Annotated in this window: 33 protein-coding genes; 20 read left to right on the forward strand and 13 right to left on the reverse strand. The window is 56.4% G+C overall.

All coding sequences use genetic code 11. The features are described from left to right. Positions 1–14: 14 nt before the first annotated feature. On the reverse strand, positions 15–488 hold the full coding sequence (locus LN244_RS13250; RefSeq protein WP_239040253.1) for an FxsA family protein: 474 nt from the start codon (positions 486–488) through the stop codon (positions 15–17). A gap of 301 nt (positions 489–789) precedes the next feature. On the opposite strand from LN244_RS13250, the gene LN244_RS13255 reads away from it, so the two are divergent. The 3 genes from LN244_RS13255 to LN244_RS13265 all read left to right on the forward strand — a co-directional run bounded on the left by LN244_RS13255 (position 790) and on the right by LN244_RS13265 (position 3,293). Continuing rightward, positions 790–1,551, forward strand: coding sequence for an SDR family oxidoreductase (locus LN244_RS13255; RefSeq protein WP_239040254.1), 762 nt, complete (start codon positions 790–792; stop codon positions 1,549–1,551). Between the two features lie 118 nt (positions 1,552–1,669). Then, positions 1,670–3,004: an AmpG family muropeptide MFS transporter gene (locus LN244_RS13260; protein ID WP_239040255.1), complete on the forward strand. Its 1,335-nt coding sequence runs from the start codon at positions 1,670–1,672 to the stop codon at positions 3,002–3,004. Positions 3,005–3,077: 73 nt separating this feature from the next. After that, on the forward strand, positions 3,078–3,293 hold the full coding sequence (locus tag LN244_RS13265) for a hypothetical protein (protein WP_239040256.1): 216 nt from the start codon (positions 3,078–3,080) through the stop codon (positions 3,291–3,293). Between the two features lie 46 nt (positions 3,294–3,339). Here the strand turns inward: LN244_RS13265 and LN244_RS13270 are convergent, their stop codons facing one another. Further along, a complete protein-coding gene (locus LN244_RS13270) occupies positions 3,340–3,822 on the reverse strand; it encodes a YajQ family cyclic di-GMP-binding protein (RefSeq protein ID WP_239040257.1) in 483 nt (160 codons plus the stop codon). A gap of 76 nt (positions 3,823–3,898) precedes the next feature. Here LN244_RS13270 and LN244_RS13275 point away from each other — a divergent pair, with 76 nt between their 5' ends. The 3 genes from LN244_RS13275 to LN244_RS13285 are packed head-to-tail and all read left to right on the forward strand — an operon-like array spanning position 3,899 to position 6,200. Continuing rightward, entirely contained in the window at positions 3,899–4,810 is a 912-nt protein-coding gene (locus tag LN244_RS13275) for a ketopantoate reductase family protein (RefSeq protein WP_239040258.1), read from the forward strand. After that, the gene (gene ppk2, locus LN244_RS13280) at positions 4,807–5,637 is read left to right on the forward strand and encodes a polyphosphate kinase 2 (protein ID WP_239040259.1); all 831 of its coding nucleotides are present in this window, start codon (positions 4,807–4,809) and stop codon (positions 5,635–5,637) included. The genes LN244_RS13275 and ppk2 overlap by 4 nt, the downstream gene beginning before the upstream one ends. Continuing rightward, positions 5,634–6,200, forward strand: coding sequence for a cob(I)yrinic acid a,c-diamide adenosyltransferase (locus LN244_RS13285; protein WP_239040260.1), 567 nt, complete (start codon positions 5,634–5,636; stop codon positions 6,198–6,200). Before ppk2 ends, LN244_RS13285 begins: the two co-directional genes overlap by 4 nt. A 20-nt stretch (positions 6,201–6,220) precedes the next feature. Here the strand turns inward: LN244_RS13285 and LN244_RS13290 are convergent, their stop codons facing one another. After that, complete coding sequence (locus LN244_RS13290) at positions 6,221–7,741, reverse strand: HDOD domain-containing protein (protein ID WP_239040261.1); 1,521 nt, start codon at positions 7,739–7,741, stop codon at positions 6,221–6,223. A 327-nt stretch (positions 7,742–8,068) separates the two neighbouring features. On the opposite strand from LN244_RS13290, the gene LN244_RS13295 reads away from it, so the two are divergent. Continuing rightward, positions 8,069–8,617 carry a YhcB family protein gene (locus LN244_RS13295; RefSeq protein WP_239040262.1) on the forward strand — a complete coding sequence of 183 codons (549 nt, stop codon included), beginning with the start codon at positions 8,069–8,071 and terminating at the stop codon, positions 8,615–8,617. A 63-nt stretch (positions 8,618–8,680) separates the two neighbouring features. Here LN244_RS13295 and LN244_RS13300 read toward each other — a convergent pair whose 3' ends face one another. Next, positions 8,681–9,442 (reverse strand): Nif3-like dinuclear metal center hexameric protein, encoded by a 762-nt coding sequence (locus tag LN244_RS13300; RefSeq protein WP_239040263.1) that lies wholly within the window; start codon positions 9,440–9,442, stop codon positions 8,681–8,683. 80 nt (positions 9,443–9,522) lie between these two features. On the opposite strand from LN244_RS13300, the gene LN244_RS13305 reads away from it, so the two are divergent. Further along, positions 9,523–10,668, forward strand: coding sequence for a Do family serine endopeptidase (locus LN244_RS13305; RefSeq protein WP_239040264.1), 1,146 nt, complete (start codon positions 9,523–9,525; stop codon positions 10,666–10,668). Positions 10,669–10,746: 78 nt separating this feature from the next. Here the strand turns inward: LN244_RS13305 and hisD are convergent, their stop codons facing one another. From hisD to LN244_RS13350, 9 genes are all read right to left on the reverse strand, one after another. Beyond that, positions 10,747–12,051: a histidinol dehydrogenase gene (gene hisD / locus LN244_RS13310; protein WP_239040265.1), complete on the reverse strand. Its 1,305-nt coding sequence runs from the start codon at positions 12,049–12,051 to the stop codon at positions 10,747–10,749. Next, positions 12,048–12,698: an ATP phosphoribosyltransferase gene (hisG, locus tag LN244_RS13315; protein ID WP_239040266.1), complete on the reverse strand. Its 651-nt coding sequence runs from the start codon at positions 12,696–12,698 to the stop codon at positions 12,048–12,050. Before hisG ends, hisD begins: the two co-directional genes overlap by 4 nt. A gap of 16 nt (positions 12,699–12,714) precedes the next feature. Next, complete coding sequence (murA, locus tag LN244_RS13320; protein WP_239040267.1) at positions 12,715–13,977, reverse strand: UDP-N-acetylglucosamine 1-carboxyvinyltransferase; 1,263 nt, start codon at positions 13,975–13,977, stop codon at positions 12,715–12,717. 19 nt (positions 13,978–13,996) lie between these two features. Beyond that, on the reverse strand, positions 13,997–14,236 hold the full coding sequence (locus tag LN244_RS13325; protein ID WP_239040268.1) for a BolA family protein: 240 nt from the start codon (positions 14,234–14,236) through the stop codon (positions 13,997–13,999). 79 nt (positions 14,237–14,315) lie between these two features. Continuing rightward, a complete protein-coding gene (locus LN244_RS13330) occupies positions 14,316–14,621 on the reverse strand; it encodes an STAS domain-containing protein (RefSeq protein WP_239040269.1) in 306 nt (101 codons plus the stop codon). Next, positions 14,602–15,258, reverse strand: a complete 657-nt coding sequence (locus tag LN244_RS13335; RefSeq protein WP_239040270.1) for an MlaC/ttg2D family ABC transporter substrate-binding protein — start codon at positions 15,256–15,258, stop codon at positions 14,602–14,604. The genes LN244_RS13330 and LN244_RS13335 overlap by 20 nt, the downstream gene beginning before the upstream one ends. Before the next feature lie 4 nt (positions 15,259–15,262). After that, on the reverse strand, positions 15,263–15,721 hold the full coding sequence (gene mlaD / locus LN244_RS13340; RefSeq protein ID WP_239040271.1) for an outer membrane lipid asymmetry maintenance protein MlaD: 459 nt from the start codon (positions 15,719–15,721) through the stop codon (positions 15,263–15,265). 2 nt (positions 15,722–15,723) lie between these two features. After that, positions 15,724–16,506 (reverse strand): lipid asymmetry maintenance ABC transporter permease subunit MlaE, encoded by a 783-nt coding sequence (gene mlaE / locus LN244_RS13345; protein WP_239040272.1) that lies wholly within the window; start codon positions 16,504–16,506, stop codon positions 15,724–15,726. Between the two features lie 2 nt (positions 16,507–16,508). Beyond that, entirely contained in the window at positions 16,509–17,318 is an 810-nt protein-coding gene (locus tag LN244_RS13350) for an ATP-binding cassette domain-containing protein (RefSeq protein ID WP_239040273.1), read from the reverse strand. 184 nt (positions 17,319–17,502) lie between these two features. Here LN244_RS13350 and LN244_RS13355 point away from each other — a divergent pair, with 184 nt between their 5' ends. The 12 genes from LN244_RS13355 (at position 17,503) to yjgA (ending at position 26,295) form a co-directional block, all read left to right on the forward strand. Further along, a complete protein-coding gene (locus LN244_RS13355; RefSeq protein WP_239040274.1) occupies positions 17,503–18,474 on the forward strand; it encodes a KpsF/GutQ family sugar-phosphate isomerase in 972 nt (323 codons plus the stop codon). Continuing rightward, on the forward strand, positions 18,474–19,019 hold the full coding sequence (locus LN244_RS13360; protein WP_239040275.1) for a KdsC family phosphatase: 546 nt from the start codon (positions 18,474–18,476) through the stop codon (positions 19,017–19,019). Before LN244_RS13355 ends, LN244_RS13360 begins: the two co-directional genes overlap by 1 nt. Then, positions 19,013–19,576 carry an LPS export ABC transporter periplasmic protein LptC gene (lptC, locus tag LN244_RS13365; protein WP_239040276.1) on the forward strand — a complete coding sequence of 188 codons (564 nt, stop codon included), beginning with the start codon at positions 19,013–19,015 and terminating at the stop codon, positions 19,574–19,576. Before LN244_RS13360 ends, lptC begins: the two co-directional genes overlap by 7 nt. Next, positions 19,566–20,072, forward strand: a complete 507-nt coding sequence (gene lptA, locus LN244_RS13370; RefSeq protein ID WP_239040277.1) for a lipopolysaccharide transport periplasmic protein LptA — start codon at positions 19,566–19,568, stop codon at positions 20,070–20,072. The genes lptC and lptA overlap by 11 nt, the downstream gene beginning before the upstream one ends. After that, positions 20,072–20,809 carry an LPS export ABC transporter ATP-binding protein gene (gene lptB, locus LN244_RS13375; protein WP_239040278.1) on the forward strand — a complete coding sequence of 246 codons (738 nt, stop codon included), beginning with the start codon at positions 20,072–20,074 and terminating at the stop codon, positions 20,807–20,809. Before lptA ends, lptB begins: the two co-directional genes overlap by 1 nt. A 50-nt stretch (positions 20,810–20,859) precedes the next feature. Further along, positions 20,860–22,371 (forward strand): RNA polymerase factor sigma-54, encoded by a 1,512-nt coding sequence (locus tag LN244_RS13380; protein ID WP_239040279.1) that lies wholly within the window; start codon positions 20,860–20,862, stop codon positions 22,369–22,371. A 53-nt stretch (positions 22,372–22,424) separates the two neighbouring features. Further along, positions 22,425–22,715 carry a ribosome hibernation-promoting factor, HPF/YfiA family gene (gene hpf / locus LN244_RS13385; RefSeq protein WP_239040280.1) on the forward strand — a complete coding sequence of 97 codons (291 nt, stop codon included), beginning with the start codon at positions 22,425–22,427 and terminating at the stop codon, positions 22,713–22,715. Positions 22,716–22,736: 21 nt separating this feature from the next. After that, complete coding sequence (locus LN244_RS13390) at positions 22,737–23,198, forward strand: PTS sugar transporter subunit IIA (protein WP_239040281.1); 462 nt, start codon at positions 22,737–22,739, stop codon at positions 23,196–23,198. Between the two features lies 1 nt (position 23,199). Beyond that, complete coding sequence (rapZ, locus tag LN244_RS13395) at positions 23,200–24,084, forward strand: RNase adapter RapZ (RefSeq protein WP_239040282.1); 885 nt, start codon at positions 23,200–23,202, stop codon at positions 24,082–24,084. Further along, on the forward strand, positions 24,077–24,346 hold the full coding sequence (locus LN244_RS13400) for an HPr family phosphocarrier protein (RefSeq protein ID WP_239040283.1): 270 nt from the start codon (positions 24,077–24,079) through the stop codon (positions 24,344–24,346). Before rapZ ends, LN244_RS13400 begins: the two co-directional genes overlap by 8 nt. Positions 24,347–24,415: 69 nt before the next feature. Beyond that, complete coding sequence (gene mgtE / locus LN244_RS13405) at positions 24,416–25,765, forward strand: magnesium transporter (protein ID WP_239040284.1); 1,350 nt, start codon at positions 24,416–24,418, stop codon at positions 25,763–25,765. Between the two features lie 11 nt (positions 25,766–25,776). Further along, positions 25,777–26,295 (forward strand): ribosome biogenesis factor YjgA, encoded by a 519-nt coding sequence (yjgA, locus tag LN244_RS13410; protein ID WP_239040285.1) that lies wholly within the window; start codon positions 25,777–25,779, stop codon positions 26,293–26,295. The last annotated feature ends 5 nt before the right edge of the window (positions 26,296–26,300 follow it).

The raw sequence follows: 26,300 nt of genomic DNA on the forward strand, positions 1-26,300 counted from the left end.
ACGGTGGATAAAATTCAGTCCCGGCGCGTGTATTCACCGTCGATCACATCGCCGTCACGTGGTGGCACCTGGTCGGCATGTGGTTCTGAATGATAGTCCTGTTGAAAATGAGTTTGAGTTGTGTGACTGGCCGCAATGACGGTAAAGCGGCTGAGCAACGCCTTGACGACCCGCCTGCGTATACCGGGTATCAGACAACTGAAGCCTATAACGTCGGTGACAAAACCCGGCGTCACCAGCAGCGCCCCCCCTACGGCCAGCACGATGCCTTCGACCATTTCCTGCCCCGGCATCTCGCCATCATTCATCCGCTGCTGGGCTCGTGCCAGAGTCGACAGGCTCTGATGACGCAACATGTTGACGCCGATGAACGCAGACAGCAACACCAGCCCCACGGTGTACCAGGCGCCAATCGCCTGCCCAACCTGAATCAGTATGGTGATTTCGACTATCGGGATGATGATGAACAGCAGAAAGAGGAAGCGCATGAGGTCTCTCGCGTTGTTGTGCGTGGATTCTAGCCTTGGATTCTTCCATTTTTGTTCGGTTCAACCAAGCCATAACCGTCAAGGAATGGCGCCAAAATCATAAGGGAAAACCCTTAACAAACAATAAATTAGGCACACAAATACGTCCATTTTGGCCATGCAAATTTTCAGATTTTCACCATTTTTAGTGACTTTTTTGTGACATATATAGACTTTTTGGACGATGACGATTAGATTGTTGCAGTGCAATATATTGCGCTGCACAATAATAAAATCTCCATTCAGCAGAGGTATTCCCCCGATGGAACTCAAAGATAAAGTCGTAGTGGTAACTGGTGGTGGCCGTGGTCTGGGTCGTGCAATGGCACTGGAACTGGCAGCAAAAGGCGCCAAGCTTGCACTGGTGGACCTGAGCCAACCGGATCTGGATGAAACCGCAGGCCTGTGCATGGAGCAGGGCGTTGAAGCTCGCACCTACATCGCCAACGTTGCGGATGAAGCCCAGGTTGAGCAGCTGTTCACCGATATCGCTCGAGACTTCAGCGCAATCAACGGTTTGGTCAACAACGCCGGTATCACCCGGGATGGTCTTTTCCTGAAGGTCAAAGACGGCCAGGTCGTGGGCAAAATGTCCATGGAACAGTGGAACCAGGTTATTGATGTCAACCTGACCGGCACTTTCCTCTGCGCCCGCGAAGCCGCAGCCAAAATGATCGAAACCGGCTCCGAAGGTTGCATCATCAACATTTCTTCCGTCTCCCGCTCCGGCAATATGGGTCAGACCAACTACACCGCCACCAAGGCCGGGGTTGAAGCCATGGCAGTCACTTGGGCGAAGGAACTGGCTCGCTACGGCATTCGTGCCGCCTCTATCGCTCCGGGCTATATCGGTACCGAGATGGTGATGAGCATGAAGCCTGAAGCACTGGAGAAGATTGCAGCCGGCATCCCGGCCAAGCGCCTCGGCAAGCCAGAAGAGATTGCCCGGACTGTTTCTTTCATCCTCGAGAACGACTACGTCAACGGTCGCTGCATCGAGGTGGACGGCGCCCTGCGTATCTGACGCTCTTTTCGCGCTACGGCCGTTTTCCTGCACGGCCGTAGCCTTATAAGGCAATTAAGCCGACGGTCGGTTCGCTTTGGTATACTGATCGCCTTTCACCTGCAGGGAATTGCCCGGAATGCTTCACGCCTGGAAAGAAACCTTTGCCCGTTACCGGGACGTCCGCCTGTTATGGATCTTTCTGATGGGCTGTTGCAGCGGCTTTCCTTTCCTGCTCACCGGAAGCGTCCTCAGCGGCTGGCTCACTGACGCCGGTGTCGCCCGAGCTGAAGTCGGGTTATTGGGGAGTGTCGCCACTGTCTACGCCATCAACTTCCTCTGGGCACCATTGGTTGACCGTGTACACCTGCCTTTGCTCGGCCGGCTGGGCCAGCGACGCAGCTGGATTCTGCTGACCCAACTGATGATGCTGATCTTTACGCTGCTGCTGGCCACAGTAAATCCTGCTTCACACCTGCTGATGGCGGGGCTCTTCGCATTCGGCATCGCAGCCAGTTCTGCCACCCAGGATATTGCCGTTGATGCCTATCGTATCGATCAGTTTGCACCCCACGAAAAAGCGTCTCTGCCTCCGGCCGCAGCAATCGCGATCATTGGCTGGTGGACCGGTTACTCCTGGCCAGGTTACCTGGCCTTTGCCCAGGCCGATCAACTGGGCTGGAACAACATTTACCTGCTTATGGCCGGAGTGATCCTGTTGCTGATGCTGTTTACGCTGCTGGTACGCGAACCGGTTACAGCCCGAGAGCAACTGCAGGCGCAGGCAGAGCGACAGTATCAGCGCGAGCTGCATGGCAAACACTGGATCACCTGGTTTGCCGTGACGGTGTTTGAGCCTTTTGCTGAATTTTTCCGTAAGAACGGTATCAAGGTCGCCTTGATGCTGATGCTGTTCATTTTCCTGTTCAAGATTGGCGAGGCCTTTCTGGGGCGCATGTCAGTGGTTTTCTACAAGGAAGTGGGCTTCACTAACGAGCAGATCGGGGAATACACCAAACTGTTCGGCTGGTTCATCACCGTCAGTTTTACCCTGCTCGGCAGTGCCTTCAATACCCGCTTTGGCGTGGTCAAAGGACTGTTGCTGGGCGGAAGCGCCATGGCTGCAAGCAACCTGATGTTTGCCGTCATCGCCGCCGCAGGCCCGCTCGAGTGGCTGTTACTGATGACACTGGTTGTGGATAACTTTACAACCGCTTTTTCCACCGTCGCCTTTGTCTCCTTCCTGACACTGCTGACCGGCCGGGCTTTCAGTGCAACGCAATATGCCCTGCTGGCATCCCTGGGCAACCTGAGCCGCACCACGTTGGCCGGCTTAAGCGGTTATACAGTCGACTGGCTGGGCAGCTGGGAACGCTTCTTCATTGTAACTGCCCTCATGGTGCTGCCTTCCCTGATCATGCTCTGGATGCTCAGAGAGCGATTTAACGGACTCAGCGCAAGCGATATTAAATAATAACAATTATCATTTACATGCTAACAAGAGGCCATTATAGTCGAGCATACTCATCATGAACGGAGGGATGCTCATGACCTTTCAAATTAACGCCTGGCTGGAACACCCAACCCCAAAGCTCAGCATCAGTGACAAAAGCAGCGGAATGACATTGCTGGAATGGCAAGGAGCACAACTACACCGCCTTTTGAACAAGGGCGGGCTGATGGCCGAGGACTTTCTTCGCAGTGGTGAAAGCGACCAGCAGGCACTGGCACGAGAGTTGTTTCTGCTCTGCTGCCAGGACTAGGACACCAAAGCACGGACGCTGCCATCACGACAGCGTCCGCCAATCATCAATCGCGGAAGTTGTTGTACTGTAGCGGCAGCTCGATATCCGCTCCCCGCAAAAGCGCAATCGCTTCCTGCAAGTCATCCCGCTTCTTGCCGGTTACACGGACCTTGTCGCCCTGAATCTGAGTCTGAACTTTAAGTTTTGCATCCTTGATCACCTTGCCGATCTTCTTGCACATCGGCTGATCCAGCCCCTGGCGCAGCAGCACTTCCTGTTTCGCCTTGACGCCACTGACATCAGGGTCTTTCACTTCCATACATTTGATATCGATCTTGCGGCTGGTCAGCTTCGCCTTCAGCATCTCCAGCATCTGCTGCAACTGGAAATCCACCTCTGCTTCCAGAGTTACCGTTTCGCCATTCTGTTCAAACGAGGCCTTGACGCCCTTGAAGTCATAGCGGCTTTGCAGCTCACGGTTGGCCTGGTCTACGGCGTTGGTTACTTCATGCATATCCAGCTCGGATACGACGTCGAATGAAGGCATAGCTCTCTCCTGTTAATATCGGTTTCACTCCCTGTCGCAACAGGGCTAAGATCAAATCATTTGCTACGGAGTTTCCATGCACTGGCATATCCTCGGCGCAGGTGCCATCGGTTGCCTCTGGGCGGACTTTCTGTCCCAGGCAGGGCATCAGGTCAGTCTGATTCTGCGCAACCGAACCACTCTCGAGCAATGGCCAGGCGATGGCCGGCTTGAGATAACCGAAGCGAATCAGCAGCACCAGACATACTGCCAGCTGGAAACGCCTGACACTGAAGTGCCTGTGCGGCACCTTCTGGTCGCAACCAAGGCGTATGATACCCTGAGTGCCATGGAAGCCATACAGTCACGACTGCAACCGGAAGCCGAAGTCGTACTGTTGCAGAACGGCATGGGACAACAGCAGCAATTGCTGGAGCAGCTCAAGGACATTTCTCTCTGGACTGCCACGACAACCGCTGGAGCCTGGCTCGAGTCACGTCACCAGCTGCACTGTGTCAGCCGCGGCGAGACACACATAGGCCCGTTGACCCAGCACTCGCCTCTGCTGCCTTCAGGCTGGGACACTCTGGATATTACGCTTCACCCCTGCCCTGATATACGACCGTACCTGTGGCGCAAACTTGCCATCAATTGCGCCATCAATCCGCTGACGGCACTGTTTGACTGTCGCAATGGCGCACTGATCGAGACCTCTGAACGTCAAGAAACCATGCGCCGTGTCTGCCGGGAGGTAGAACAGGTCGCAGCCGCAGCCGGCATTGAACTTTTTCCTGAGCCCCTTGAAGAACGTGCGGCAGCCGTCGCCAGAGCTACAGGGGACAACTTCTCGTCCATGCTGCAGGATATTCGCCATGGACGTCGCAGCGAGATTGAACAGATTACCGGGTTTCTGTGTGAACAAGCCCAACAACTGGGCATAGCAGTCCCGGTCAACCTCTCTCTTTTGCAAGCAATAAGGGCCAAGAGCCCAGGGAAATATACCCGATGAGCAAGGCAGACAAACCTGTACTGGACGACATTTACCCCTATACCAAGAAGCTCAAGCGTGACGCTTACGAGGCAGAAAAGCGCCTGTTGCAGATTGAGTTGCTCAAGGTACAGCGCTGGGTTCGCGAGACCGGCCAGAAGGTTTTGATCATCTTCGAAGGACGGGATGCAGCCGGCAAGGGTGGCACCATCAAACGTTTTATGGAGCACCTGAACCCCCGCGGTGCGCGTGTCATCGCACTGGAAAAACCGACTGAAAGAGAAAAGACACAGTGGTATTTCCAGCGCTATATCAAGCATCTGCCTGCGGCTGGCGAGATCATACTCTTCGATCGCTCCTGGTATAACCGGGCTGGAGTCGAGCGGGTCATGGATTTCTGTACCCCTTCAGAGTATCTGGAGTTCATGCGCGAGACCCCCGAGCTTGAAAGGATGTTTGTGCGCAGCGGCATCCGCCTGTTCAAGCTCTGGTTTGAAGTCAGTCGAGATGAGCAATTCGAGCGTTTCCAGTCACGGCGCACGGACCCGTTGAAACACTGGAAGCTTTCTCCGGTAGACCTGGCTTCATTGGACAAGTGGGATGCCTATACCGAGGCCAAGGAAGCGATGTTTTTCCACACGGACACCGCGGATGCCCCCTGGGCCATTATCAAGTCGGATGACAAGAAACGGGCTCGGCTGAATGCAATGCGCTACATTCTCAGCCAACTGCCGTATCCCGAACCAAATGAAGAGATCGACATGGAGCCGGACCCACTGATCGTTCAGCCCGCCCATGTGAGCCTGAAGCAGAAACGCCACTCATCATCAGCGCAGGAATCCGTATGAGCAATCGACTGACTCGCATATACACCCGCAGCGGCGACAAGGGCACTACAGGCCTGGCAAATGGCAGCCGGGTAGCCAAATACCACCCTCGCATCGAAGCCTTGGGCGATGTGGATGAACTGAACTGCCTGCTGGGTTGCCTGCTGGCAGAGCTGCCGGCTGATGACAGTCTGAGCAATATGCTGCTGCGGGTACAAAACGACCTGTTTGATCTTGGCGGCGAGCTGGCAGTGGCCGATCCGAATTATACGGTCATCACCATTGAGGTGGTCGAATGGCTCGAAGCCGAACTGGATAAGTTGAATGAATCATTGCCTGCGCTGAAGGAGTTCATTCTCCCGGGCGGCAGCCGGGCAGCAGCTCAGGCACACCTGGCCCGCAGTGTCTGCCGCCGAGCCGAGCGACGTGCCGTCACCCTGGCCGAAGCCGAGACTCTCAATCCCCAGGGGGTCGCCTATCTGAACCGGCTGTCCGACCTGCTCTTCGTATGCGCCCGCGTGCTGAGTCGCCGTGACGGTGGAGAAGGAATACTCTGGCAACCCCGCCGACCGAAACAGTCCTGAGTCTGCAACTGCCGGCCCGCTTAACGCCGGCTATGCAGCATTTCCAGTCCCAGGCGGGCCTGCATCATGAACTGGTTGAAGACCTTGAACTCCTGGTCTTCGACCTCCTCCCCCTTGTCGGCATACATCAGCCCCAACACTCTGTCCTTCACCACCAGAGGCGCCATGATAAAGCCCTTGGGACCAACTCCCTGCAGGAAGTGTTCCGGCAGACGCTCCTGCCAGCCGGGCTCATCACTGTCCGGAACCAGCAGCGTCATCCGTTTTTCAAGGATACGGAAGAACAACAGTGCTCCGGGCATTTGTCGGTGCAGCTGGAAAAATGTCTTGAGTATGTCCTTGTCCTTATCCTTGCCCGCGCAAATGCGTGCCTTGAGTTCCTGTCCATTTGCACTCAGCTGACAGAAGGCCACCCGCTCAAGCGCACTGGATTCGGCAATCGCCGTCACGACCGCCTCAATAATGTCACTGGCACTGGTCGGAGCCGCAATCAGTTCGTTCATCTGCTGCAGATGGTGCAGCTGTCGCTCCATCAGCAGGGTTTCACGAGCCGGCTGATGCTGTTCAGCCGATTCATCCGGGAAGACTGCAGGATTGCGAGCCTCCCGAGAACGCACGTAATAAGCCAGCTTACGCGTCATTTCATCCAGTGCAGGGTCGTCAGACAGGCTCAGCTGTGGACTGACCAGACGGTGCTGTACACCATATTCGTCGGCCAGATCACAGACCTGACGAAAAGCTTCGCTGATGTAACGGTCCATGTTATCCACAGGCTGCCGAGTCGTTTCAGCCAGCTCTCCCAGTAGCGAGGAGTAATCCAACTCTCCAGCAGTATCTCGGCGATAGACCAGCTCCAACAAGTCATGACAACCAACAGCCAGACGGTGATTGAGGCGACCATTGCCACGCAGCTGATCGGCTGTCAGTGGATCCATCGCCTGGACCACATTCTTGGGGAAGCCCCAACTTTGTGCCAGGTCCTGCCCGATATCGCTGAAATTACCCCCCAATTGCTGCAGCTGAATCCGCGGCCAGCGCTCCTTGGCGCGCTCACGCTGACGCAACATTTCGGCATAGGTATCCGGCAGCGTGAACGCGACAATGATTTCACCCAGGCCATACAACAGGCCACAGATGTAGGTTTCTTCAATATCGAGCGCACCCGCGGCGGCCGCCAGCTCACGCGCCAGCGAAGCATTCAGAAACGCCCTGATCAAAAGTTGCTCAACACCCGCGTTCGGCTGCTCATTTCTGAAGCTTTCAATCAGCTTCAGCGTAACGCACAGGTTCTGGATGCGTTCAAAGCCGATCAGGACGACAGCCCGCGACACGGCACTGATCTGTCCACCGCTGCGGTTATAGCTGGGCGTATTGGCGATTTTCAACAGCTTGGTTGACAGGTTCGCATCCTTCATGACAGCCATGGCCAAAGCCATGGCGTCACTTTCACGGGAGCTGCTTACCTGTCGAATACGGTTGACGGTTGCACTGAATACCGGCAGATCACCCAGCCGGTCCAGCTGTGCATAAATCGCATTCAAGGTTTCCTGATACTTCAATTTCGACCTGTCCCACTACGGGGTGACCATGCCGCTCGGCCACCCAAAATATGCATCTCCCCCAACAGGGGATCCAGCGTTACCGCGATATTATAACAAAATCGCACTATTGCCATGCCAGGCAAAAAATCAAAACCTGTCCCGAGACAGCTTTACATCGTTTTTTACGGCCCCCTTGATCCCGCAGGCTCGACCAACCGACAATGGACACTCGGGACGAGCCAAGGATAATGATCGTCCGCATGGGTTTCAGGGCCGCTTTGCTTTAATATGCCCCTGTGAACAGATTATGTGATCGAGGATAGATGCGTGGAACAAACGAATATCTGGATTGTAACCCTGGTCGCCCTTGGCATTGGCGCCCTGATCGGTTTTCTGCTGGGACGTGCCGGTGGCAGCTCCAATCGTGAGCAGGAGCTGGTTGACGAACTGGACAATGCGCGCGCCGAGCTGGACAGCTACAAGCGCCAGGTCAACAGACATTTTGAGCAGACGGCTGAACTGGTCAATGGCCTGACCGATCAGTACCGTAAAGTTCATCAGCATCTAGCGGCCAGCGCCGAGAGCCTGTGCCCGGGTCTGCCCGCATCTGCCGCATTGCAGCATGAGCTGCGCCCGAGTATGAACGCTGACATTCCCACGGTAACCGACGCTCTGGACAACCACGAGCAGGAAGAACTGCCCGAACCTCCACGCGATTATGCGCCGAAGAAGCCGGATGAGGCCGGAACCCTGTCCGAAGAGTACGGCTTTGACCGTAAAAAACAGGATGAGGAGCTAGCGGCACATCCCGCTACCAGCGACCCAACCGCCTATGGCGATGACGCTCCAGAAGAAGCACGCCGAGCAAAGGCCTGATTTTCTGATAGCCAGCAGTCTTCCAGCGGGCGGGTAATACCCGCCCGTGTCTTTTTAAAAGCCTTATACCGGGTTGTCGATATCGATAAACCGGTGCTCCAGACCAAAATGCTCGGCCAGATGTTCACCCAATGCCTGAACCCCATAGCGTTCGGTTGCATGGTGACCGGCACCACAGTAATGGATACAGCCCTCTCTGGCGGTATGCACCACTGGTTCCGAAATTTCACCACTGAGAAACAGGTCCGCCCCCTGCAGCATCGCCAGATCGATCATTCGCTCGGCGGCACCGGTGCAAAGCGCAACCCGCTGAATCAGGTGATCCCCTCCCGAAATCATCTGTGGTGCCCGCCCAAGCGCCTGTTCAACCCGCTCACCAAACGCCTGCAAAGTCAGCGGCTGATCCAGTAAGCCGATGTTGCCTATCGCCGGTTCCTGCCCGGGCTCCAGCGGGCCCTCCAAAGTAATCCCTAAACGTTGTGCCAGCCGGGCGTTATTCCCCAGTTCGGCATGAGCATCCAGTGGCAGATGATATGCCACCAGATTCATATCCGCTGCCAGCAGAGTATGCAGGCGTTTACGCTTGATGCCGGTCACCTGAACCGGCTCTCCCTTCCAGAAATAGCCATGGTGCACCAGTACCAGGTCCGCTTCCCAGGCCAGGGCTTCATCCAGTAAGGCCTGACAGGCGGTTACGCCACTGACTACCCGCTTCACCTCGGAGCGTCCTTCTACCTGCAGTCCATTGGGGCAGTAGTCCCGAAAACGCCCTGTCTCCAGCAGCTGGTCGCAGTAGCGCACCAGATGATCGATTGCAACGGCCATGAAATCTCCCGCGTTGTTCAACTTAAGTACGTAAACGTATAATGGGCATACTGAAATGATTTACAGGTGCAAGCAAGTCGATGCGAAAAGTCTCTTATCTGATCTGGCCTGTTGTCACCGGCATTCTGGCCGCACTGCTGATTCTGCAGTTGTATCCTCAACTGGTTACACCACCGGTCACCACTGTCGAAATCCGTGAAGCCGCGTCTATTGATACCCCGGCAGCCATTGGCAGCGGCGTCGTCTCCTATGCAGATGCCGTTGACCGTGCAGCACCTGCCGTGGTGAACATCTACACCCGTACACTGGTGCGTCAGCCCATCAACCCGCTGCTAAACGACCCCTTCTTCCGCAAGTTTTTCAATGCGGAACAATTACCACAGCGTGAGCGGATAGAATCCAGCCTTGGCTCCGGTGTTATCCTCAACGAGCAGGGCTATGTCGTCACCAACAACCACGTCATCAGTGGCGCCGACAGTATTGTGGTTGCCTTGCGTGATGGCCGTGAGGCGGTTGCCGAAGTGGTCGGCCTTGATCCGGAAACCGACCTTGCTGTACTCAAGATTGATCTGGATGACCTGCCGAGCATTACGCTGGCCAGCGATGAATTGCGTATTGGCGATGTCGCGCTGGCGATCGGCAACCCCTTTGGCGTCGGCCAGACTGTCACCATGGGAATCATCAGTGCGACCGGTCGCAATCGTTTAGGACTCAGCACTTATGAAGACTTCATCCAGACCGACGCTGCCATCAACCCGGGCAACTCAGGTGGTGCCCTCATCGACGCCTACGGCAACCTGATTGGTATCAATACCGCGATTTTCTCCAAGTCCGGCGGCTCACAGGGCATCGGTTTTGCGATTCCTTCCACGCTCGCCAGCCAGGTCATGCAGGACCTGATCAGCCATGGCCGGGTCATTCGCGGCTGGCTTGGCATCGAGATCCAGGAACTGACACCCCGATTGGCGGAGTCCTTTGGCGTCGGTGATCGCACGGGCCTGATCATCGCCGGCATCTTCCGCAATGGTCCGGCGCATCAGGCCGGTCTGCAGCCCGGCGATGTCCTGCTGCAGATCGCAGGCGAAGCCGTTACCACCAGTCGCAAGGCAATGAACCGAATCGCCCGTTTCAAGCCCGGGGACAAGGTCGAGTTGGGGATTCTGCGTAACGGCCATGAAATGAGCCTGAATGCGACCATTGGTGAACGACCGCAAACACGCAACTGACCAGGATTAAGACTGGCGGTTTACGGCAATAAAAAAGCTCCCGAAGGAGCTTTTTTATTGCCTGTACAGTAGATGGCATCAGTCCTTGATTCGGTACTCTGCAGAACGTGCGTGAGCCGTCAGACTTTCACCCCGAGCCAAAACAGACGCTACCTTACCCATTTCCGATGCACCCTCAGCCGAGAACATGATCAGCGAGGAACGCTTCTGGAAATCGTATACCCCCAGCGGCGATGAGAAACGCGCTGTACCGGAGGTTGGCAACACATGGTTAGGACCTGCACAATAGTCACCCAGTGCCTCAGCGGTGTAACGTCCCATGAAAATTGCGCCGGCATGACGAATCTTTGGCAGGAAGGCAACAGGGTCTTCCACAGACAGCTCAAGGTGCTCAGGTGCTATGCGGTTGCTCACCTCGGCCGCCTGATCCATATCAGCCACCTTGATCAGCGCGGCACGGTTCTCAAGCGAGATCCGGATGATTTCCTGACGCTCCATCGTCGGCAGCAGCTTGTTAATGCTGGCCTCGACCTGATCGATGTAGTCCGCATCCGGACACACCAGGATCGATTGAGCGTCCTCGTCATGCTCAGCTTGCGAAAACAGATCCATCGCCACCCAGTCCGGGTCGGTCTGACCATCACAGACCACCAGAATTTCCGACGGACCGGCAATCATGTCGATACCTACGGTACCGAATACTGCTCGCTTGGCCGTAGCAACGAATATATTTCCGGGACCAACGATCTTGTCCACCCTGGGTACGGTTTCAGTGCCGTATGCCAGTGCGGCCACCGCCTGGGCACCTCCGAGTGTGAAGACGCGATCCACACCGGCCAGTGCAGCCGCTGCCAGTACCAGTTCGTTCACCACACCTTCAGGTGTAGGCACGACCATGATGATCTCTTTGACACCAGCCACATGCGCCGGCAGCGCATTCATCAGGACCGAAGACGGGTAAGCCGCCTTGCCACCGGGAACATAGATCCCGACTCTATCCATCGGAGTGATCTGCTGGCCCAGCATGGTGCCGTCAGCTTCGGTGTACTGCCAGGACTCGCCTTTCTGACGCTCATGGTAGGCCCGCACGCGCTCGGCAGCCTTCTCCAGCGCGGCACGCTGATCAGCCGGCAGGCTGTCCAGGGCCTGCTGCAGTCGCGCCTGCCCCAGCTCCAGGTCCTCAATACTGTTCGCAGAGGTACGGTCGAAGCGATTGGTGTATTCCACCAGCGCGGAATCGCCTTCGGTACGCACTTTCGCGATCACCTCATTGACGATACCGTTTACCTTGTCATCGGACACGCTTTCCCACGCCAGCAACTGGTCCAGCTGCTGATCGAAATCGGCCTGAGCCGCATCCAGACGCTTGATGGTAATGCTCATGCTGCTTCCTCCCGGCGTGCATCGATGGCTTGCTGCAACTGATCCAGAATAGGCTGAATCAGTGCATGCTTCATTTTCATCGACGGCTGGCCCACGACAAGGCGCGAACTGATGTCAGCAATGTGCTGCATCGGCTCAAGGCCATTGGCCCTGAGGGTATTGCCGGTATCGACGATATCCACGATTCGATCCGCCAACCCCATGATCGGCGCCAGCTCCATCGCTCCGTAGAGTTTGATGATGTCGACTTGCTGCCCCTGACGCGCGAAGTATTCACGGGTCAGGTTGACGAACTTGGTCGCCACCTTCATGCGGCCCTCGACGGGTGCGGCATCCTTCATGCCCGCCACCATCAGCCTGCACTTGGCGATTTCCAGGTCCAGCGGCTCGTACAGCCCGGCCCCGCCATGCTCCATCAGCACATCCTTGCCCGCCACGCCCATGTCGGCACCGCCATATTCAACATAGGTCGGCACGTCGGTGGCACGAATCACCACCAGCTTGATATGGGAATGGTTGGTATCGAAGATCAGTTTACGGCTGCTGAAGATATCCTCGGCAGGCACGATATCAGCCGCTGCCAGCAACGGCAGGGTCTCCTTCAGGATGCGCCCCTTGGACAGGGCGATGGTCAGCTGTTTTTTCATGGGCCTCTTCGCTCACTCAGCCGGGAACACGACGGATGCGTGCACCCAGTAGCTGCAGTTTTTCTTCGATACATTCATAACCGCGATCGATATGGTAAATACGGTCGATCTCGGTCTCCCCTTCGGCCACAAGCGCGGCGATGACCAGGCTGGCCGACGCACGCAGGTCTGTCGCCATAACCGGCGCGCCCTGCAGTCGACGTACACCTTCGATCACGGCGGTATTGCCTTCGATGGAGATATTTGCGCCCATGCGGATCATCTCCTGCATGTGCATGAAACGGTTTTCAAACACCGTTTCGCGGATCTTGCCGACACCCATTGCCACCACATCCAGCGCCGCAAACTGGGCCTGCATGTCAGTCGGGAAAGCCGGATAAGGTGCGGTTGTGATGCTGACGGCCTTGGGGCGCTGACCATGCATATCCAGACTGATCCAGTCGTCGCCGGTCTCAATTTCGGCACCGGCTTCGGTCAGCTTCTGCAGCACGGCATCCAGAATATCAGGACGCGTGTTCTTGCACTTCACACGACCACCGGTGGCAGCTGCAGCCACCAGGAAGGTACCGGTCTCGATACGGTCCGGTAACACCGAGTAACGGCAGCCCTTCAGCGACTCCACACCATGAACGGTGATGGTATCGGTACCGGCTCCGCGCACATCGGCACCCATGGCATTCAGACAGTTGGCCAGATCAACGACTTCAGGTTCACGAGCCGCGTTCTCGATCGTTGTTACACCCTCAGCCAAGGCTGCAGCCATGAGGATATTCTCGGTGCCGGTCACGGTGACCACGTCGAAGAATACACGTGCACCTTTAAGGCGGCCATCAACACTGGCACGGATATAACCACCTTCCACCTTGATGTCCGCCCCCATGGCTTCCAGACCGCGGATATGCAGGTCGACAGGACGGCTGCCGATGGCGCAGCCACCTGGCAAGGACACTTCAGCTCGGCCAAAATGCGCCAGCAACGGTCCAAGAACCAGGATCGAAGCACGCATGGTTTTGACCAGCTCGTAGGGCGCACACAGGTCAGTGATTGTGGTAGCGTTCAGTTCGACGCTCAGTTTTTCGTCAATGACCAGATCGACACCCATGCGGCGCAATAGCTCCAGCATGGTGGTGATGTCATGCAGGTGAGGCAGGTTGCAGATGGTGACCGGCTCATCGGCCAGCAGCGTAGCCGCCAGAATCGGCAGTGCGGAGTTCTTGGCACCGGAGATTCGGACTTCACCATTCAGGCAGGCGCCGCCTTCAATAATCAGTTTATCCATCAGGGTTTCCTGTGTGGTGTCAGCTCAGCGCTGCCCACTGCTCCGGGGTATAGGTTTTGATCGTGACAGCATGAATGGCGCCGCTGGCAATCTGATCACTCAGACAGGCGTAAACCAGCTGCTGCTTCTTGACAGGCGTCAGTCCGGCAAACACCTCACCAACCACTATGACCTTGAAATCACAGCCTTCGCCTTCGGTGTATGCGGTGCAGCCTTCGAGCTGCTGTTCCAGGATCTGTTTGACTTCTTCAGCCTGCATGCGGGACTCCCCTGCCTAACGTGTACTCGGAAATAATGGGCGAAATCATACCGAAACAAGGGCCAAAAGGCGATTCTGCTCAGGCCGCCCTGGTCAGTTCCTCATCCAGGCCTACCAGATCCGCGATTGCCGCGAAGTCGTCCGGCACAGCCGACAACTTCAGCTGTTGGCCCTGTTTCAGCGCTTGTCGTTGACATACCAGCCACAATGACAGCGCAGAGCTGTCCACGCGTTCAACACCCGAAAGGTCGAGTGTGCATTGAGAACCACTGCTGCGCAGCTGTTCAAGCAGCAGCGGGCGCAGCTTCAAGACGGTTGCAAAAGTCAGGTCACCCGAAACCCTGACTACGCCGTTGCCCTGGCTTTCAACCTTCGCTGCTGTCATCTTCACTGCCCGTTTTCTCCAGCTTGACGTCCTGCATCTTGATCGCCCAGGCATCGATGGTCGCAGCGATGGTGCGATTCTGCTGGTAGAGATCGGCAAACTGGTTGCGGAACGTGATGCGCAGGTTGATACCATCCACCATGACATTAACCAGCGTCCAGCGCTGCTCCTGCTTGAGCATGTAGTACACCAGGGTGTAAATCTCACCGTTACCGGAGCTGACATCCACGCTGATGACCTGTTTTTCCGGCTCAGGACTTTCAGCGGTGGGGCTTTGAATGCTGTATTCCTTGAGATCGAAGCCAGCAATGGACTTGGCATAGGTACGCAGCAGGGTCGTCTTGAATACGTCAGCGAAACGCTCACGTTCGGCGTCGGACGCACGACGGTAATACTTGCCCATTACATGCTTGGCAATATAGGGAAAATCCACCACAGGCGAGATGATCGTTTCGATCTCCTGCATCAGCAGTTCGGTATTTTCCTCCTGGGTCAGCTCTTCACGCCCCATCAGCGCCAGCATATCCCGCGTAGCGGCATCGACGACTTCACTGGCTTCCTGCCAGTTCGCTTCGGCCACAGCCGGATTGACCCACATGGTTGCTGCCAGCAGCAGGGCTGTCATCCACTGTTTCATTGTCTTACTCGCTTACCTTGTTGAACAGGAACTTGCCGATCAGCTCTTCGAGCACCAGTGCCGACTGGGTATCCTGAATGAAGTCACCGTCACCCAACAGATCTTCCTCGGCCCCCGGGACCACTCCGATATACTGCTCACCCAGCAGCCCCGCAGTCAAAATACTGGCAGAACTATCGACAGTCAGATAGTCCACGTCGTTGAAAATTTCCATTTCAACCTCGGCCATCAGCATATCCTTGTCGATGCGGATTGCCGTCACCTGACCAATCTGCACTCCCGACATTGCCACCTTGGCACGCGGCGTCAGGCCACCGATATTGTCAAAACGGGCATACACCTTGTAGCCACCAGCCTGCTCGGACAGATTCAGCCCACTGACATTCAGCGCCAAGACTACCAGCGCCAGAATGCCCGCCAGCATGAACGCCCCCACGCCGATTTCGACGGTTCGCATACGCATGTTTACAGTTCTCCAAACATCAGTGCAGTCAGGATAAAGTCCAGACCCAGCACAGCCAGCGATGAGTACACTACAGTCCGGGTTGTCGCCTGACTGATTCCCTCAGAAGTCGGGATACAGTCGTATCCCTCGAATACGGCTATCCAGGTCACCACCACCCCGAAACAGACCGCTTTGATGATGCCATTCAGAACATCATCGTAAAAATCCACTGATTGCTGCATGTTGGCCCAGAAGGAGCCTTCATAGATACCCAACCAGTCAACCGCCACCAGGGCCCCGCCCCAAATGCCTACAACAGCAAAGATGATCGCCAGAATCGGCATACAGATAAACCCGGCCCAAAGACGCGGTGCCACGATCCTCCGCAGTGGATCGACGCCGATCATCTCCAGACTGGCCAACTGCTCTGTGGCCTTCATCAGACCGATCTCGGCCGTCAGGGCAGAACCGGCACGCCCTGCGAACAGCAGAGCAGCCACCACCGGCGCCAGCTCACGCACCAGACTCAGGGCCACCATCTGGCCAACGGCCTGTTCGGAACCGTAATCGACCAGAATCGTGTAACCCTGCAGCCCCAGCACCATACCGATGAAGCCACCGGAGACAATGATAATCACCAGCGACAGAACACCGACGAAGTAGATCTGTTTCAGTATCAGCGGCAGCATGGTCAAAGGCTGAGGCGCTGCCACCAGCGACTGCAGCAGTATCTGACCGGCTCGCCCGATGGCTGCCAGGCGAGACAGGGCCTTGTGCCCCAGCCTCTGCAGAATATCCAGCATGATCAGTATTCCTGTAGCAGATCCTGATGGTAATCAGGCGCTTTGAAATGGAAAGGCACGGGCCCGTCAGGCAAGCCTTTCATAAACTGGCGAACCTGTTCCGAATCGATATCGGCAAGTTCTTCAGGGGTGCCCTTGGCGATGACACGGCCATCAGACAGCAGATAAATGTAGTCGGCAATCCCAAGTGTTTCATTGATATCGTGAGAAACGATGATGCTGGTATGCCCCAGCGCCTGATTCAAGCGCCGGATCAGGTTGACCAGCACCCCCATGGCAATGGGGTCCTGACCGGTAAAGGGTTCATCATACATGACGATATCGGGATCGAGCGCAATGGCTCGCGCCAGCGCCACACGCCGCGCCATCCCACCGGACAGCTCACTGGGCATGAGGTCGCGAGCGCCGCGCAATCCTACGGCCTGCAGCTTCATCAGAACCACATCGCGGATCATGTCCTCGGGCAGTTCGGTATGCACCCTTAACGGAAAGGCAACATTTTCGAATACGCTCATGTCCGTAAACAGAGCACCGCTCTGAAACAGCATGCCCATGCGCTCACGCACCTCGAAGAGTTCGCGGCGCCCCAACCCGGGAATATCCATGCCTTCCAGCAGGATCTGTCCGCTTTCCGGGCGCAACTGCCCCCCGATCAGCTTCAACAGCGTGGTCTTGCCGGTGCCGGAAGGCCCCATGATCGCAGTGACCTTACCGCGAGGAATAGTGATATCCACAGAATCAAAGATTGCCCGTTCGCCACGGAAGAAACTCAAACCGCGAATATCGATAATGCTTTCGTGCTCAGGCTTCATTTACCTGAAACTCCTGCTTCCTTTCTTACCACCGGCACAGTCTGCCCGGCCCAAAATTGACAGCGAAATATACCACTCTCACGTGCAAACGTGAATCTAAACAGGGTTGCAGGGGTTCGTGCTCACCCCGGGTCTGAGGTAGAATAGTGTTTTGAATTTGTGATCAAAGGCAAACACCAGACCCATGACAGCCACCGAATATCTGAAATCCGGCCGCCAGACCATCAGGCTTGAACTGGAGGCCGTTCAGGAACTCCTGAATCATCTGGATCAGAACTTCAGCCAGGCATGCGACCTGATGTTCCACTGCAAGGGACGCGTCATTGTGACCGGGATGGGCAAGTCAGGTCATATCGGTAACAAGATCGCTGCGACTCTGGCCAGCACCGGCACACCCGCCTTTTTCGTTCATCCCGGAGAAGCCAGCCATGGTGATCTGGGCATGTTTACCGGCGATGATGTTGTGCTGGCTCTGTCCAACTCTGGTGAAACCGCTGAAGTGGTCACCATTTTGCCCCTGATCAAGCGTATGGGGGCACCACTGATCAGCATGACCGCCAACGCCAGCTCCACTCTGGCACGCACCGCCGATATCAACCTGCATATTCCGGTTGACCGAGAGGCCTGCCCACTCGGCCTGGCCCCGACGTCCAGCACCACGGCCCAGCTTGTGCTGGGGGACGCATTGGCGATCGCGCTATTGGAGGCCCGTGGTTTCAGCAGTGAAGACTTCGCCTTCTCACACCCGGGCGGGAGTCTCGGACGCCGACTGCTGCTCAAAGTGGATGACATCATGCACACAGGCAAGGACATCCCGGTGGTCAAGGCCAACACTCCTGTTCGCGAGGCACTGCTGGAAGTTACCCGCAAGCACCTGGGCATGACCGCGGTTACGGACGAGGACCAGCGCCTGCTCGGGATCTTCACTGACGGTGACCTGCGCCGGACCCTGGATCAGGGTGTCGACCTGGCAACGACCCTGATCAAGGATGTCATGACGGCCGGAGGTACCTCCGTGCGCCCTGGCATTCTGGCGGCTGAGGCCCTGAGCCTGATGCAGGAACGCAAGATCAACGCCCTGCTGGTCGTCGATGAAGACAACCGCCCCGTTGGCGCCCTCAACATGCACGACATGCTTAAAGCAGGAGTCATCTGATGCAACTGGATAGCCTTTCCCCACAGCTTCGCGAAGCGCTGACCTGCATTCGACTGGCGGTATTTGACGTCGATGGCATTCTGACTGACGGACGTCTGAACTTTCTTGCCGACGGCCGTGAAGTCAAAAGTTTCCACACGCTTGACGGCCTAGGCATCAAACTGCTCCAGCGCTGCGGTATCGAAACAGCCATCATCACTGGCCGTCGTTCACCGCAGGTCGAACAGCGAGCAGAAGCGCTGGGCATCACTTACCTGCGCCAGGGGCGAGAGGACAAACTGGTTGCCCTGGATGAGCTCTGGTCTCAGAGCGGTCATTGCGCAGCCGACACTGCCTATATTGGAGACGATCTGCCTGACTTGGCGGCCATTCGCGCCAGCGCATTCGGCGCATCCGTTCCCAACGGCCACCCACTCGTTCGCAAGGAAGCCGACTGGGTTACCGGCGCTGCTGGCGGCAAGGGCGCGGCGCGCGAATTCTGCGAGCTGATACTGGCCGCCCAAGGTAAACTCGACGCCATTTATGCGGAGTATCGTGGATGCTGAGCCAGCGCCAGCGCTTGCTGATCGCCGCGACGCTGGTTGCAGCCCCCCTGTTCTGGTGGGGGTTAGGCAGCCCAGAAGACAGTGATTCCCAGGTCAGCAGCACATCGGTGGAGCAAGTGGATTTTTTCATCCGCAGTGCCGAAATTACGCGCTGGAAGAATGATGGCAACGTCGGTCAGATTCTGACCACCCCCCTGATGCAACACTACCCGGATCGAGCGGCCATGATCCTGGAAACTCCGCTGACTCGAGTCCCGGCCGCAGCCGATCGAGAATACCTGCTCAGTGCAGATGAAGGCACTCTGCCGGACTCACAGGAACAGATCCTGCTTGCAGGTAATGTTCAGCTTCATGATAATCCGGCTACCGGGCTACCCGGCCTGGTGACAACAGACCAATTGACCCTCTATCCGCCCCGTGACTACGCTCACACCGACCAACCGGTGCTGATCAAACGCGGTCAGGACACGACGTCGGCGATTGGCATGGACCTGTATTTTGACCAACAACGGATAGACCTGCTCTCGGACGTGAAGGGTGAATACCATGTGCAATAAACTCAGCTACCTGCTTCTGGCCACCCTTCTAACCCTACCCTCTTTGGCTCAGGCCCTGCCGGATGACCGTCAGCAGCCCATACACATCAGTGCTGACAGTGCCAGCATGAACGAGCGTTCCGGCATCACCGTTTATACCGGCAATGTTGAAATCGTGCAGGGCACCATGATCATCCGAGGTGCGCGGGTTGAACTGCACCGCAATGACGCAGGCGTACAGCGCATCATCTCCACCGGCAATCCGGCTCAATTCCAGCAACAGCCGAGCCGGAATCAGCCGGTCACCAAGGCCTACGGCGAACGCATGGACTACCGCGTCAACAAGCAGGAGATCACCATTACCGAATCCGCACGTGTTGACCAGGGGCGTGACACCTTTACCGGAGAACGCATCATCTACAACATGGAAAAAGCCGTGGTAAATGCCTACGGCAGTGACAGTGATTCCGGCCAGCGCGTACAGATGGTGATCCAGCCGAAGACCGAGGGTAACTGATGTCCACACAGGTAAAACAGTTGCAGGCCTTGCACCTGGCGAAAAGCTACAAGGGACGCCAGGTCGTCCGTGACGTCTCACTGGAGATGAGCAGCGGCCAGATCATCGGATTGCTGGGCCCCAACGGTGCCGGCAAAACAACCTGCTTTTACATGATCGTCGGCCTGATCAACGCCGACCACGGCAACATTCGTATCGATCAGGATGATGTCACCCGTTTACCAATGCACGAGCGAGCCCGGCGAGGCATCGGCTATCTGCCACAGGAAGCCTCGGTTTTTCGCAAGCTCAGCGTTCATGACAACCTGATGGCCATACTGGAAACACGCAAGGATCTCTCTACGGGTCAACGCAAGACGCTGCTGGAAGAACTCCTTGAGGAGTTTCATATCACCCATCTTCGCGACAGTCTTGGCATGGCCCTATCCGGCGGTGAACGCCGTCGGGTCGAGATCGCACGTGCCCTTGCCACTGAGCCTGATTTCATCCTGCTCGATGAACCCTTTGCCGGCGTCGACCCCATTTCGGTCAGCGACATCAAACAAACGATTCGACATCTGCAGTCCCGCAATATCGGCATTTTGATAACCGACCATAATGTACGCGAGACTCTTGATATCTGTGAGCGGGCCTATATCGTCAGTGAAGGGGGTATCCTGGCACAGGGCAGCCCTCAGGATATCCTGAATAACGAACAGGTCCGCCGCGCCTATCTGGGCGAGCAGTTTGCTCTCTGAGTGAAAGCAGTCATGTCAATTTCCAACTCGGTCAACCTGGCAGTTTGCATATGAAGCAGTCGTTACAACTCAAGATCGGTCAGCAGCTGACAATGACCCCCCAACTGCAGCAGGCAATTCGTTTGCTGCAGCTCTCCACTCTGGACTTGCAACAGGAAATTCAGGAAGCACTGGACAGCAACCCCCTGCTGGAAGTGGACGAGGAGCAGGACAACGCCGAGACCGACACCGAGAAACAAGACTCCAGCTCAGATCAGGAACGTGTTCGCGATACCGAGCACACCACTGCAACCGAAGAGCAGGACAGCTGGGATGACAGCAGCAGCGAAGAGGGCTGGAATGAACAGATTCCGGTCGAGCTGGCAACTGACAGCCAATGGGACGATACCTTTCAGCACCAGAGCTCACCTGGCCCGGAACGCGACAGCGACTGGGATCCGGGTGACAACGACAGCACCGAGGAAGACCTTCAGGATCACCTGCTGTGGCAGCTCAACCTGACACCAATGAGTGACAATGATCGCATGGTCGCCCTCGCGCTGATTGATGCCGTTGATGCCGATGGCTACCTGCGAACCAGCATCGAAGAAGTGTTGGAGCATTTCCAACAAAGTGAGCCCCAACTCTTCGCCGACAGCGAAATTGACGAGATCGAAGCGGTACTGCACCGGGTCCAGCAGTTTGATCCTGCCGGCGTCTGCGCCCGTGACCTCAGCGAGTGCCTGCTGCTACAGCTGCGCCAATTGCCGGAAAGCACCCCCTTACTCGGTGATGCCATGCGCCTGGTGCGTGATCACCTCAACCTTCTGGGCAGCCATGACTACCGCACCCTGATGCGCCGCCTGCGCCTCAAGGAAGAAAGTCTACAGCAGGTGATAGGCCTGATTCAGACCCTGAATCCCAAACCCGGCACGCTGATCAGTTCTGAGCCACCCGAATACGTTATCCCCGATGTCATCGTGCGCAAGATACAGGGGCAGTGGAACGTCAGTCTTAACGCTGAAGCGTCACCAAGACTGAAAATCAACACCCAATATGCCGACCTGATTCGGCGTGCGGACAACAGTGCCGACAACACCTACCTGAAGAATCACCTGCAGGAAGCACGCTGGTTTCTGAAAAGCCTGCTGAGCCGCAACGAAACCCTGCTCAAGGTCGCCACCGAGATCGTTGCTCGCCAGATCGATTTCTTTGAGGAGGGCGAAGAAGGCATGAAGCCCATGGTACTGCACGACATCGCCGAGGCGGTCGACATGCATGAATCCACTATTTCCAGGGTGACGACGCAAAAGTACATGCACACCCCTCGGGGCATTTTCGAACTCAAGTACTTCTTCTCCAGTCATGTCAGCACCTCAGACGGAGGCGCAGCCTCGTCAACCGCAATCCGGGCATTGATCAAGAAACTGGTCAGTAACGAAAATACAGCCAAACCACTCAGTGACAATAAGATCGCTCAGCTGTTAAAAGAGCAGGGAATCAACGTCGCCAGACGCACCGTTGCAAAATATCGTGAGGCGATGAACATTCCACCTTCTAATGAGCGCAAGCGTCTGGTTTAATGGAAGTAGTAAGGTACGCTGAAAGAACGTACCAATGACGAGGAGAAATACCTATGCAGATCAACATCACTGGCCACCATGTCGAACTGACTGACGCCCTGGACGAGTACGTACGCACCAAGTTTGACCGTCTGGAACGCCACTTCGATAACATCACTAATGCACAGGTCACACTCAGTGTTGAGAAGCAGCGCCAGAAAGCGGAAGCCAATATTCACCTGGCTGGCGGCGAAGTGTTTGCGGCTCACGAGCACGATGACATGTACGCCGCTATTGATGGCATGGTCGACAAGCTGGATCGACAGGTCATCAAGCACAAAGAAAAAATGAAATCCCACAAATAACCGGTAGCAGCACGTCACGACATGCAACTATCTGAACTGCTGACCCCACCCCTCACTCTCTGCCATGTGGATGTGGTCAGCAAGAAGCGAGTTCTCGAACTCGCCAGTCAAACAATTGCTGAGCAATTGAATGGCCCGGCCGCTGAAGACATCTTCAGCGGCCTTATCAATCGTGAGCGCCTTGGCAGCACCGGCATCGGTGAAGGCGTCGCCATTCCTCATTGTCGCATGGCCGGTGTCGACCGTGCTGTAGGCATGCTGATGACACTGGCCTCCCCGATCGATTTCGATGCCATCGACAATCGCCCGGTAGATCTGGTTTGCCTGTTACTGGTGCCCGAGCAGGGGGCTGAAGAACACTTGCAAACACTGGCCGGACTGGCGGAACTGTTCAACGACTCCGAAACACGCGAAGCACTGCGCGCCTGTACAGACTCCGAAAGTCTGCTCACTCGTGTTCAGGGCCTGTGCCAGGAGCGCTAGCATGCGCCTGGTCGTTCTCAGCGGCCGCTCAGGGTCGGGCAAGAGTACCGCACTGCAGGCACTGGAAGATGTCGGTTTCTACTGCATTGACAACCTGCCTGCGCTGCTGCTGCCCGAACTGATTCGTCTTATGCTCGCCGAAACACATCCGGCTCAGGCAATTGCCGTCAGCATTGATGCACGCAACCTGCCAAGCAATCTCAAACAATTTCCGGACGTTATGCAGCAGCTGCGCCAGTATCCAGGCCTCAGTAGCGAGACCCTGTTTCTCGATGCAGGCGAAGCAACCCTGTTACGACGCTACAATGCCACACGCCGCCGTCACCCCTTGACCGACCAGGATCAGAGCCTGCAGCAGGCCATACGTACCGAGCGTGAATTGCTGGAGCCAATTGCCAACCTGGCAGATTTAAGGATCGATACGACGCGCCTGTCACTGTATGAGCTCAGAGACGAAGTCAAGCTGCGAGTCGCCGGTCGCAGTGAACAGACCCTGTCGCTGCAGTTCAAATCGTTTGGCTTCAAACATGGCGTCCCGCTGGATGTCGACTTCACCTTCGACGTGCGCTCTTTACCCAACCCCTATTGGGTACCTGATCTGCGCCGATTCACTGGTCGTGATCAGGAGGTGATCGACTTCCTGTCCCAGTCAGATGAAGTCGCTGAAATGGTGGACGATATCCGCACTTTTGTGCATAAGTGGCTGCCGCGCTTTCGCGCCAACAACCGCAGCTATATTACGATCGGGATAGGGTGTACCGGTGGCCAGCACCGATCCGTGTATGTTACCGAGCAACTGGCTGGTTATTTCCGCGCGCATATGGATAATGTTCAGGTGCTACACCGTGAACTGAGTCAGCCTGCGACGGGACAACAACATGATTGAAAAGCGACTGACCATCATCAACAAGCTCGGCCTTCACGCCAGGGCCGCGGCCAAGCTGGTCACGACCGCAAGCCAGTTTCAGTCCGACATCCGCATCACCCGCGATACACGCGAAATTGACGGCAAGAGCATCATGTCCGTAATGATGCTGGCCGCCAGCAAAGGGACGGAATTGCAGTTGAGTGCCCATGGTGAGGATGAAGAGGCGGCACTCGAAGCCCTGGAACTGCTGATCAACAACCGTTTCGACGAACCCGAGTAACAGTCTCGACTCGCCATCTGTTCTACCTCAGCTTTGTATCTGTTCATGCCCTGTGAGTGAGATCCGCCAATGAGCCAGCCGGATACCCCATCCAATCTGGAAACCCTCAGTGCCGCCCTTGAAGTGGGTGAACTCCAGCAGCTCAGATTCATGCTCAACAAAGGCCTTCGACCGGTAGAAGTCGCGCACCTGCTCGAAAAAACCCCGCCCCGCGAACGCCAGATCCTGTGGAATCTGCTTAACCAGGAACTGGAAGGCGAAGTCCTGCAGTATCTCGGTGACGATGCCCAGGCCGAAATTCTGAGCCGCATGGAGGCATCCGAAGTACTGGCGATCACTGAATCGCTGGAGACGGATGATATGGCCGATATTCTTCAGCAGTTGCCCGACCGGGTAATGAAGGAACTGCTGCAAATCATGGACCAGGAGAACCGTGAACGCGTCGAACAGGTCCTCTCCTATCCTGAGGATACGGCTGGTGGCTTGATGAACACCGACACGGTGACCATCCGGCCCGACATTACAGCCGAAACCGTGTTGCGTTATCTGCGCCGCCACAAGGAAATCCCGGAAACCACTGACACCCTGTTTGTGGTCAGTCGCAAGGGATCCTATATTGGTGTCTTGCCGCTGACCCGGCTGTTGACCACGGACCCGGATGTTCTGGTCCGCGAAATCATGAATACCGACGTCAATGCCATTACAGCCGACACGCCGGATGAAGAAGTGGCCCGACTGTTCGAACAGCTGGACCTGATTTCCGCCCCGGTCACCGATGATAGCGGCAAGTTGCTGGGCCGTATCACCATCGACGACGTGGTAGACGTTATTCGTGAAGATGCTGACCACTCACTTATGAGTATGGCGGGCCTTGACGAAGACGAAGATACCTTCGCCCCCATCATGAGAACGACCCGGCGACGTGCTGTCTGGCTCGGTATCAACCTGATTACCGCCTTCATCGCATCTGCCGTGATCGGCTTGTTCGAGGACACCATTGATAAGGTCGTTGCCCTTGCGGTACTGATGCCCATTGTGGCATCCATGGGCGGCATTGCCGGCAGCCAGACACTGACGCTGGTTATCCGCGGCCAGGCACTGGGGCATGTAGAACGGTCCAACATTGGTTGGCTATTCAACCGCGAGCTGGTTGTCGGAGCACTTAACGGGCTGCTGTGGGCACTGGTCGTTGCAGTGGTCGCGGTACTCTGGTTTCAGGACATGACCGTTGGCGTAGTGATCGCACTGGCGATCGTAATCAATCTGGTGGCAGGCGCCATGGCGGGCACCCTGCTGCCAATGGTACTAAAATCAGTGGGAATTGACCCGGCTCTGGCCGGCAGCGTCCTGCTGACCACCATTACCGATGTTGTCGGCTTTTTCGCCTTTCTTGGCTTGGCAACGCTGTTTTTTGCTTGATGGACACTGATATGACCGACTTTGATTCTCAACACCACGACGACATCGATGACCTGCCGCCCAGCAAGTCTCAGCTCAAGCGCGACGCCGAAGAGTTGCAGGAGCTGGGCAAGCGAATGACCGAACTGCGCCGCGACCAACAGGAGAAGCTGCCGATTGACGGTCAGCTGCGCGCTGCGATAGAAGAGTACGCCCGCATCAAGGCCAACGGTGCCAAGCGCCGTCATTTGCAGTACATCGGCAAACTGATGCGTACCGCAGATGCCGACGCCATCCGTGAAGTGGTCGATCGCTTCGACTCAGCCAGCGCGACCCATAACCAGCTGTTCCACGAGATGGAGCGCTGGCGGGAACGCCTGATTGACGGCACAAACGAGGATTTGCAGAGTTTTATCGAGCAGCGTCCCAATGCGGACATTCAGCACCTGCGCCAGCTGGTACGAAATGCTCAGCGCGAACGCCAGCGTGAGCAGGCTCCGGCACAGGCCCGCAAACTCTTCCGCTATATTCGTGAGTTGTATGAGGCCTGATTCGG

The organism is Marinobacterium sediminicola (assembly GCF_022343685.1).
GTDB classification, from domain to species: domain Bacteria; phylum Pseudomonadota; class Gammaproteobacteria; order Pseudomonadales; family Balneatricaceae; genus Marinobacterium; species Marinobacterium sediminicola.

What these genes read in the sequence shown, in the direction of transcription:
- LN244_RS13250 (WP_239040253.1), bottom strand. Translation starts at nt 488, where the DNA reads ATGCGCTTCCTCTTTCTGCTGTTCATCATCATCCCGATAGTCGAAATC.
- LN244_RS13255 (WP_239040254.1), top strand. Translation starts at nt 790, where the DNA reads ATGGAACTCAAAGATAAAGTCGTAGTGGTAACTGGTGGTGGCCGTGGT.
- LN244_RS13260 (WP_239040255.1), top strand. Translation starts at nt 1,670, where the DNA reads ATGCTTCACGCCTGGAAAGAAACCTTTGCCCGTTACCGGGACGTCCGC.
- LN244_RS13265 (WP_239040256.1), top strand. Translation starts at nt 3,078, where the DNA reads ATGACCTTTCAAATTAACGCCTGGCTGGAACACCCAACCCCAAAGCTC.
- LN244_RS13270 (WP_239040257.1), bottom strand. Translation starts at nt 3,822, where the DNA reads ATGCCTTCATTCGACGTCGTATCCGAGCTGGATATGCATGAAGTAACC.
- LN244_RS13275 (WP_239040258.1), top strand. Translation starts at nt 3,899, where the DNA reads ATGCACTGGCATATCCTCGGCGCAGGTGCCATCGGTTGCCTCTGGGCG.
- ppk2 (WP_239040259.1), top strand. Translation starts at nt 4,807, where the DNA reads ATGAGCAAGGCAGACAAACCTGTACTGGACGACATTTACCCCTATACC.
- LN244_RS13285 (WP_239040260.1), top strand. Translation starts at nt 5,634, where the DNA reads ATGAGCAATCGACTGACTCGCATATACACCCGCAGCGGCGACAAGGGC.
- LN244_RS13300 (WP_239040263.1), bottom strand. Translation starts at nt 9,442, where the DNA reads ATGGCCGTTGCAATCGATCATCTGGTGCGCTACTGCGACCAGCTGCTG.
- LN244_RS13305 (WP_239040264.1), top strand. Translation starts at nt 9,523, where the DNA reads ATGCGAAAAGTCTCTTATCTGATCTGGCCTGTTGTCACCGGCATTCTG.
- hisD (WP_239040265.1), bottom strand. Translation starts at nt 12,051, where the DNA reads ATGAGCATTACCATCAAGCGTCTGGATGCGGCTCAGGCCGATTTCGAT.
- hisG (WP_239040266.1), bottom strand. Translation starts at nt 12,698, where the DNA reads ATGAAAAAACAGCTGACCATCGCCCTGTCCAAGGGGCGCATCCTGAAG.
- murA (WP_239040267.1), bottom strand. Translation starts at nt 13,977, where the DNA reads ATGGATAAACTGATTATTGAAGGCGGCGCCTGCCTGAATGGTGAAGTC.
- LN244_RS13325 (WP_239040268.1), bottom strand. Translation starts at nt 14,236, where the DNA reads ATGCAGGCTGAAGAAGTCAAACAGATCCTGGAACAGCAGCTCGAAGGC.
- LN244_RS13330 (WP_239040269.1), bottom strand. Translation starts at nt 14,621, where the DNA reads ATGACAGCAGCGAAGGTTGAAAGCCAGGGCAACGGCGTAGTCAGGGTT.
- LN244_RS13335 (WP_239040270.1), bottom strand. Translation starts at nt 15,258, where the DNA reads ATGAAACAGTGGATGACAGCCCTGCTGCTGGCAGCAACCATGTGGGTC.
- mlaD (WP_239040271.1), bottom strand. Translation starts at nt 15,721, where the DNA reads ATGCGTATGCGAACCGTCGAAATCGGCGTGGGGGCGTTCATGCTGGCG.
- mlaE (WP_239040272.1), bottom strand. Translation starts at nt 16,506, where the DNA reads ATGCTGGATATTCTGCAGAGGCTGGGGCACAAGGCCCTGTCTCGCCTG.
- LN244_RS13350 (WP_239040273.1), bottom strand. Translation starts at nt 17,318, where the DNA reads ATGAAGCCTGAGCACGAAAGCATTATCGATATTCGCGGTTTGAGTTTC.
- LN244_RS13355 (WP_239040274.1), top strand. Translation starts at nt 17,503, where the DNA reads ATGACAGCCACCGAATATCTGAAATCCGGCCGCCAGACCATCAGGCTT.
- LN244_RS13360 (WP_239040275.1), top strand. Translation starts at nt 18,474, where the DNA reads ATGCAACTGGATAGCCTTTCCCCACAGCTTCGCGAAGCGCTGACCTGC.
- lptC (WP_239040276.1), top strand. Translation starts at nt 19,013, where the DNA reads ATGCTGAGCCAGCGCCAGCGCTTGCTGATCGCCGCGACGCTGGTTGCA.
- lptA (WP_239040277.1), top strand. Translation starts at nt 19,566, where the DNA reads ATGTGCAATAAACTCAGCTACCTGCTTCTGGCCACCCTTCTAACCCTA.
- lptB (WP_239040278.1), top strand. Translation starts at nt 20,072, where the DNA reads ATGTCCACACAGGTAAAACAGTTGCAGGCCTTGCACCTGGCGAAAAGC.
- LN244_RS13380 (WP_239040279.1), top strand. Translation starts at nt 20,860, where the DNA reads ATGAAGCAGTCGTTACAACTCAAGATCGGTCAGCAGCTGACAATGACC.
- hpf (WP_239040280.1), top strand. Translation starts at nt 22,425, where the DNA reads ATGCAGATCAACATCACTGGCCACCATGTCGAACTGACTGACGCCCTG.
- LN244_RS13390 (WP_239040281.1), top strand. Translation starts at nt 22,737, where the DNA reads ATGCAACTATCTGAACTGCTGACCCCACCCCTCACTCTCTGCCATGTG.
- rapZ (WP_239040282.1), top strand. Translation starts at nt 23,200, where the DNA reads ATGCGCCTGGTCGTTCTCAGCGGCCGCTCAGGGTCGGGCAAGAGTACC.
- LN244_RS13400 (WP_239040283.1), top strand. Translation starts at nt 24,077, where the DNA reads ATGATTGAAAAGCGACTGACCATCATCAACAAGCTCGGCCTTCACGCC.
- mgtE (WP_239040284.1), top strand. Translation starts at nt 24,416, where the DNA reads ATGAGCCAGCCGGATACCCCATCCAATCTGGAAACCCTCAGTGCCGCC.
- yjgA (WP_239040285.1), top strand. Translation starts at nt 25,777, where the DNA reads ATGACCGACTTTGATTCTCAACACCACGACGACATCGATGACCTGCCG.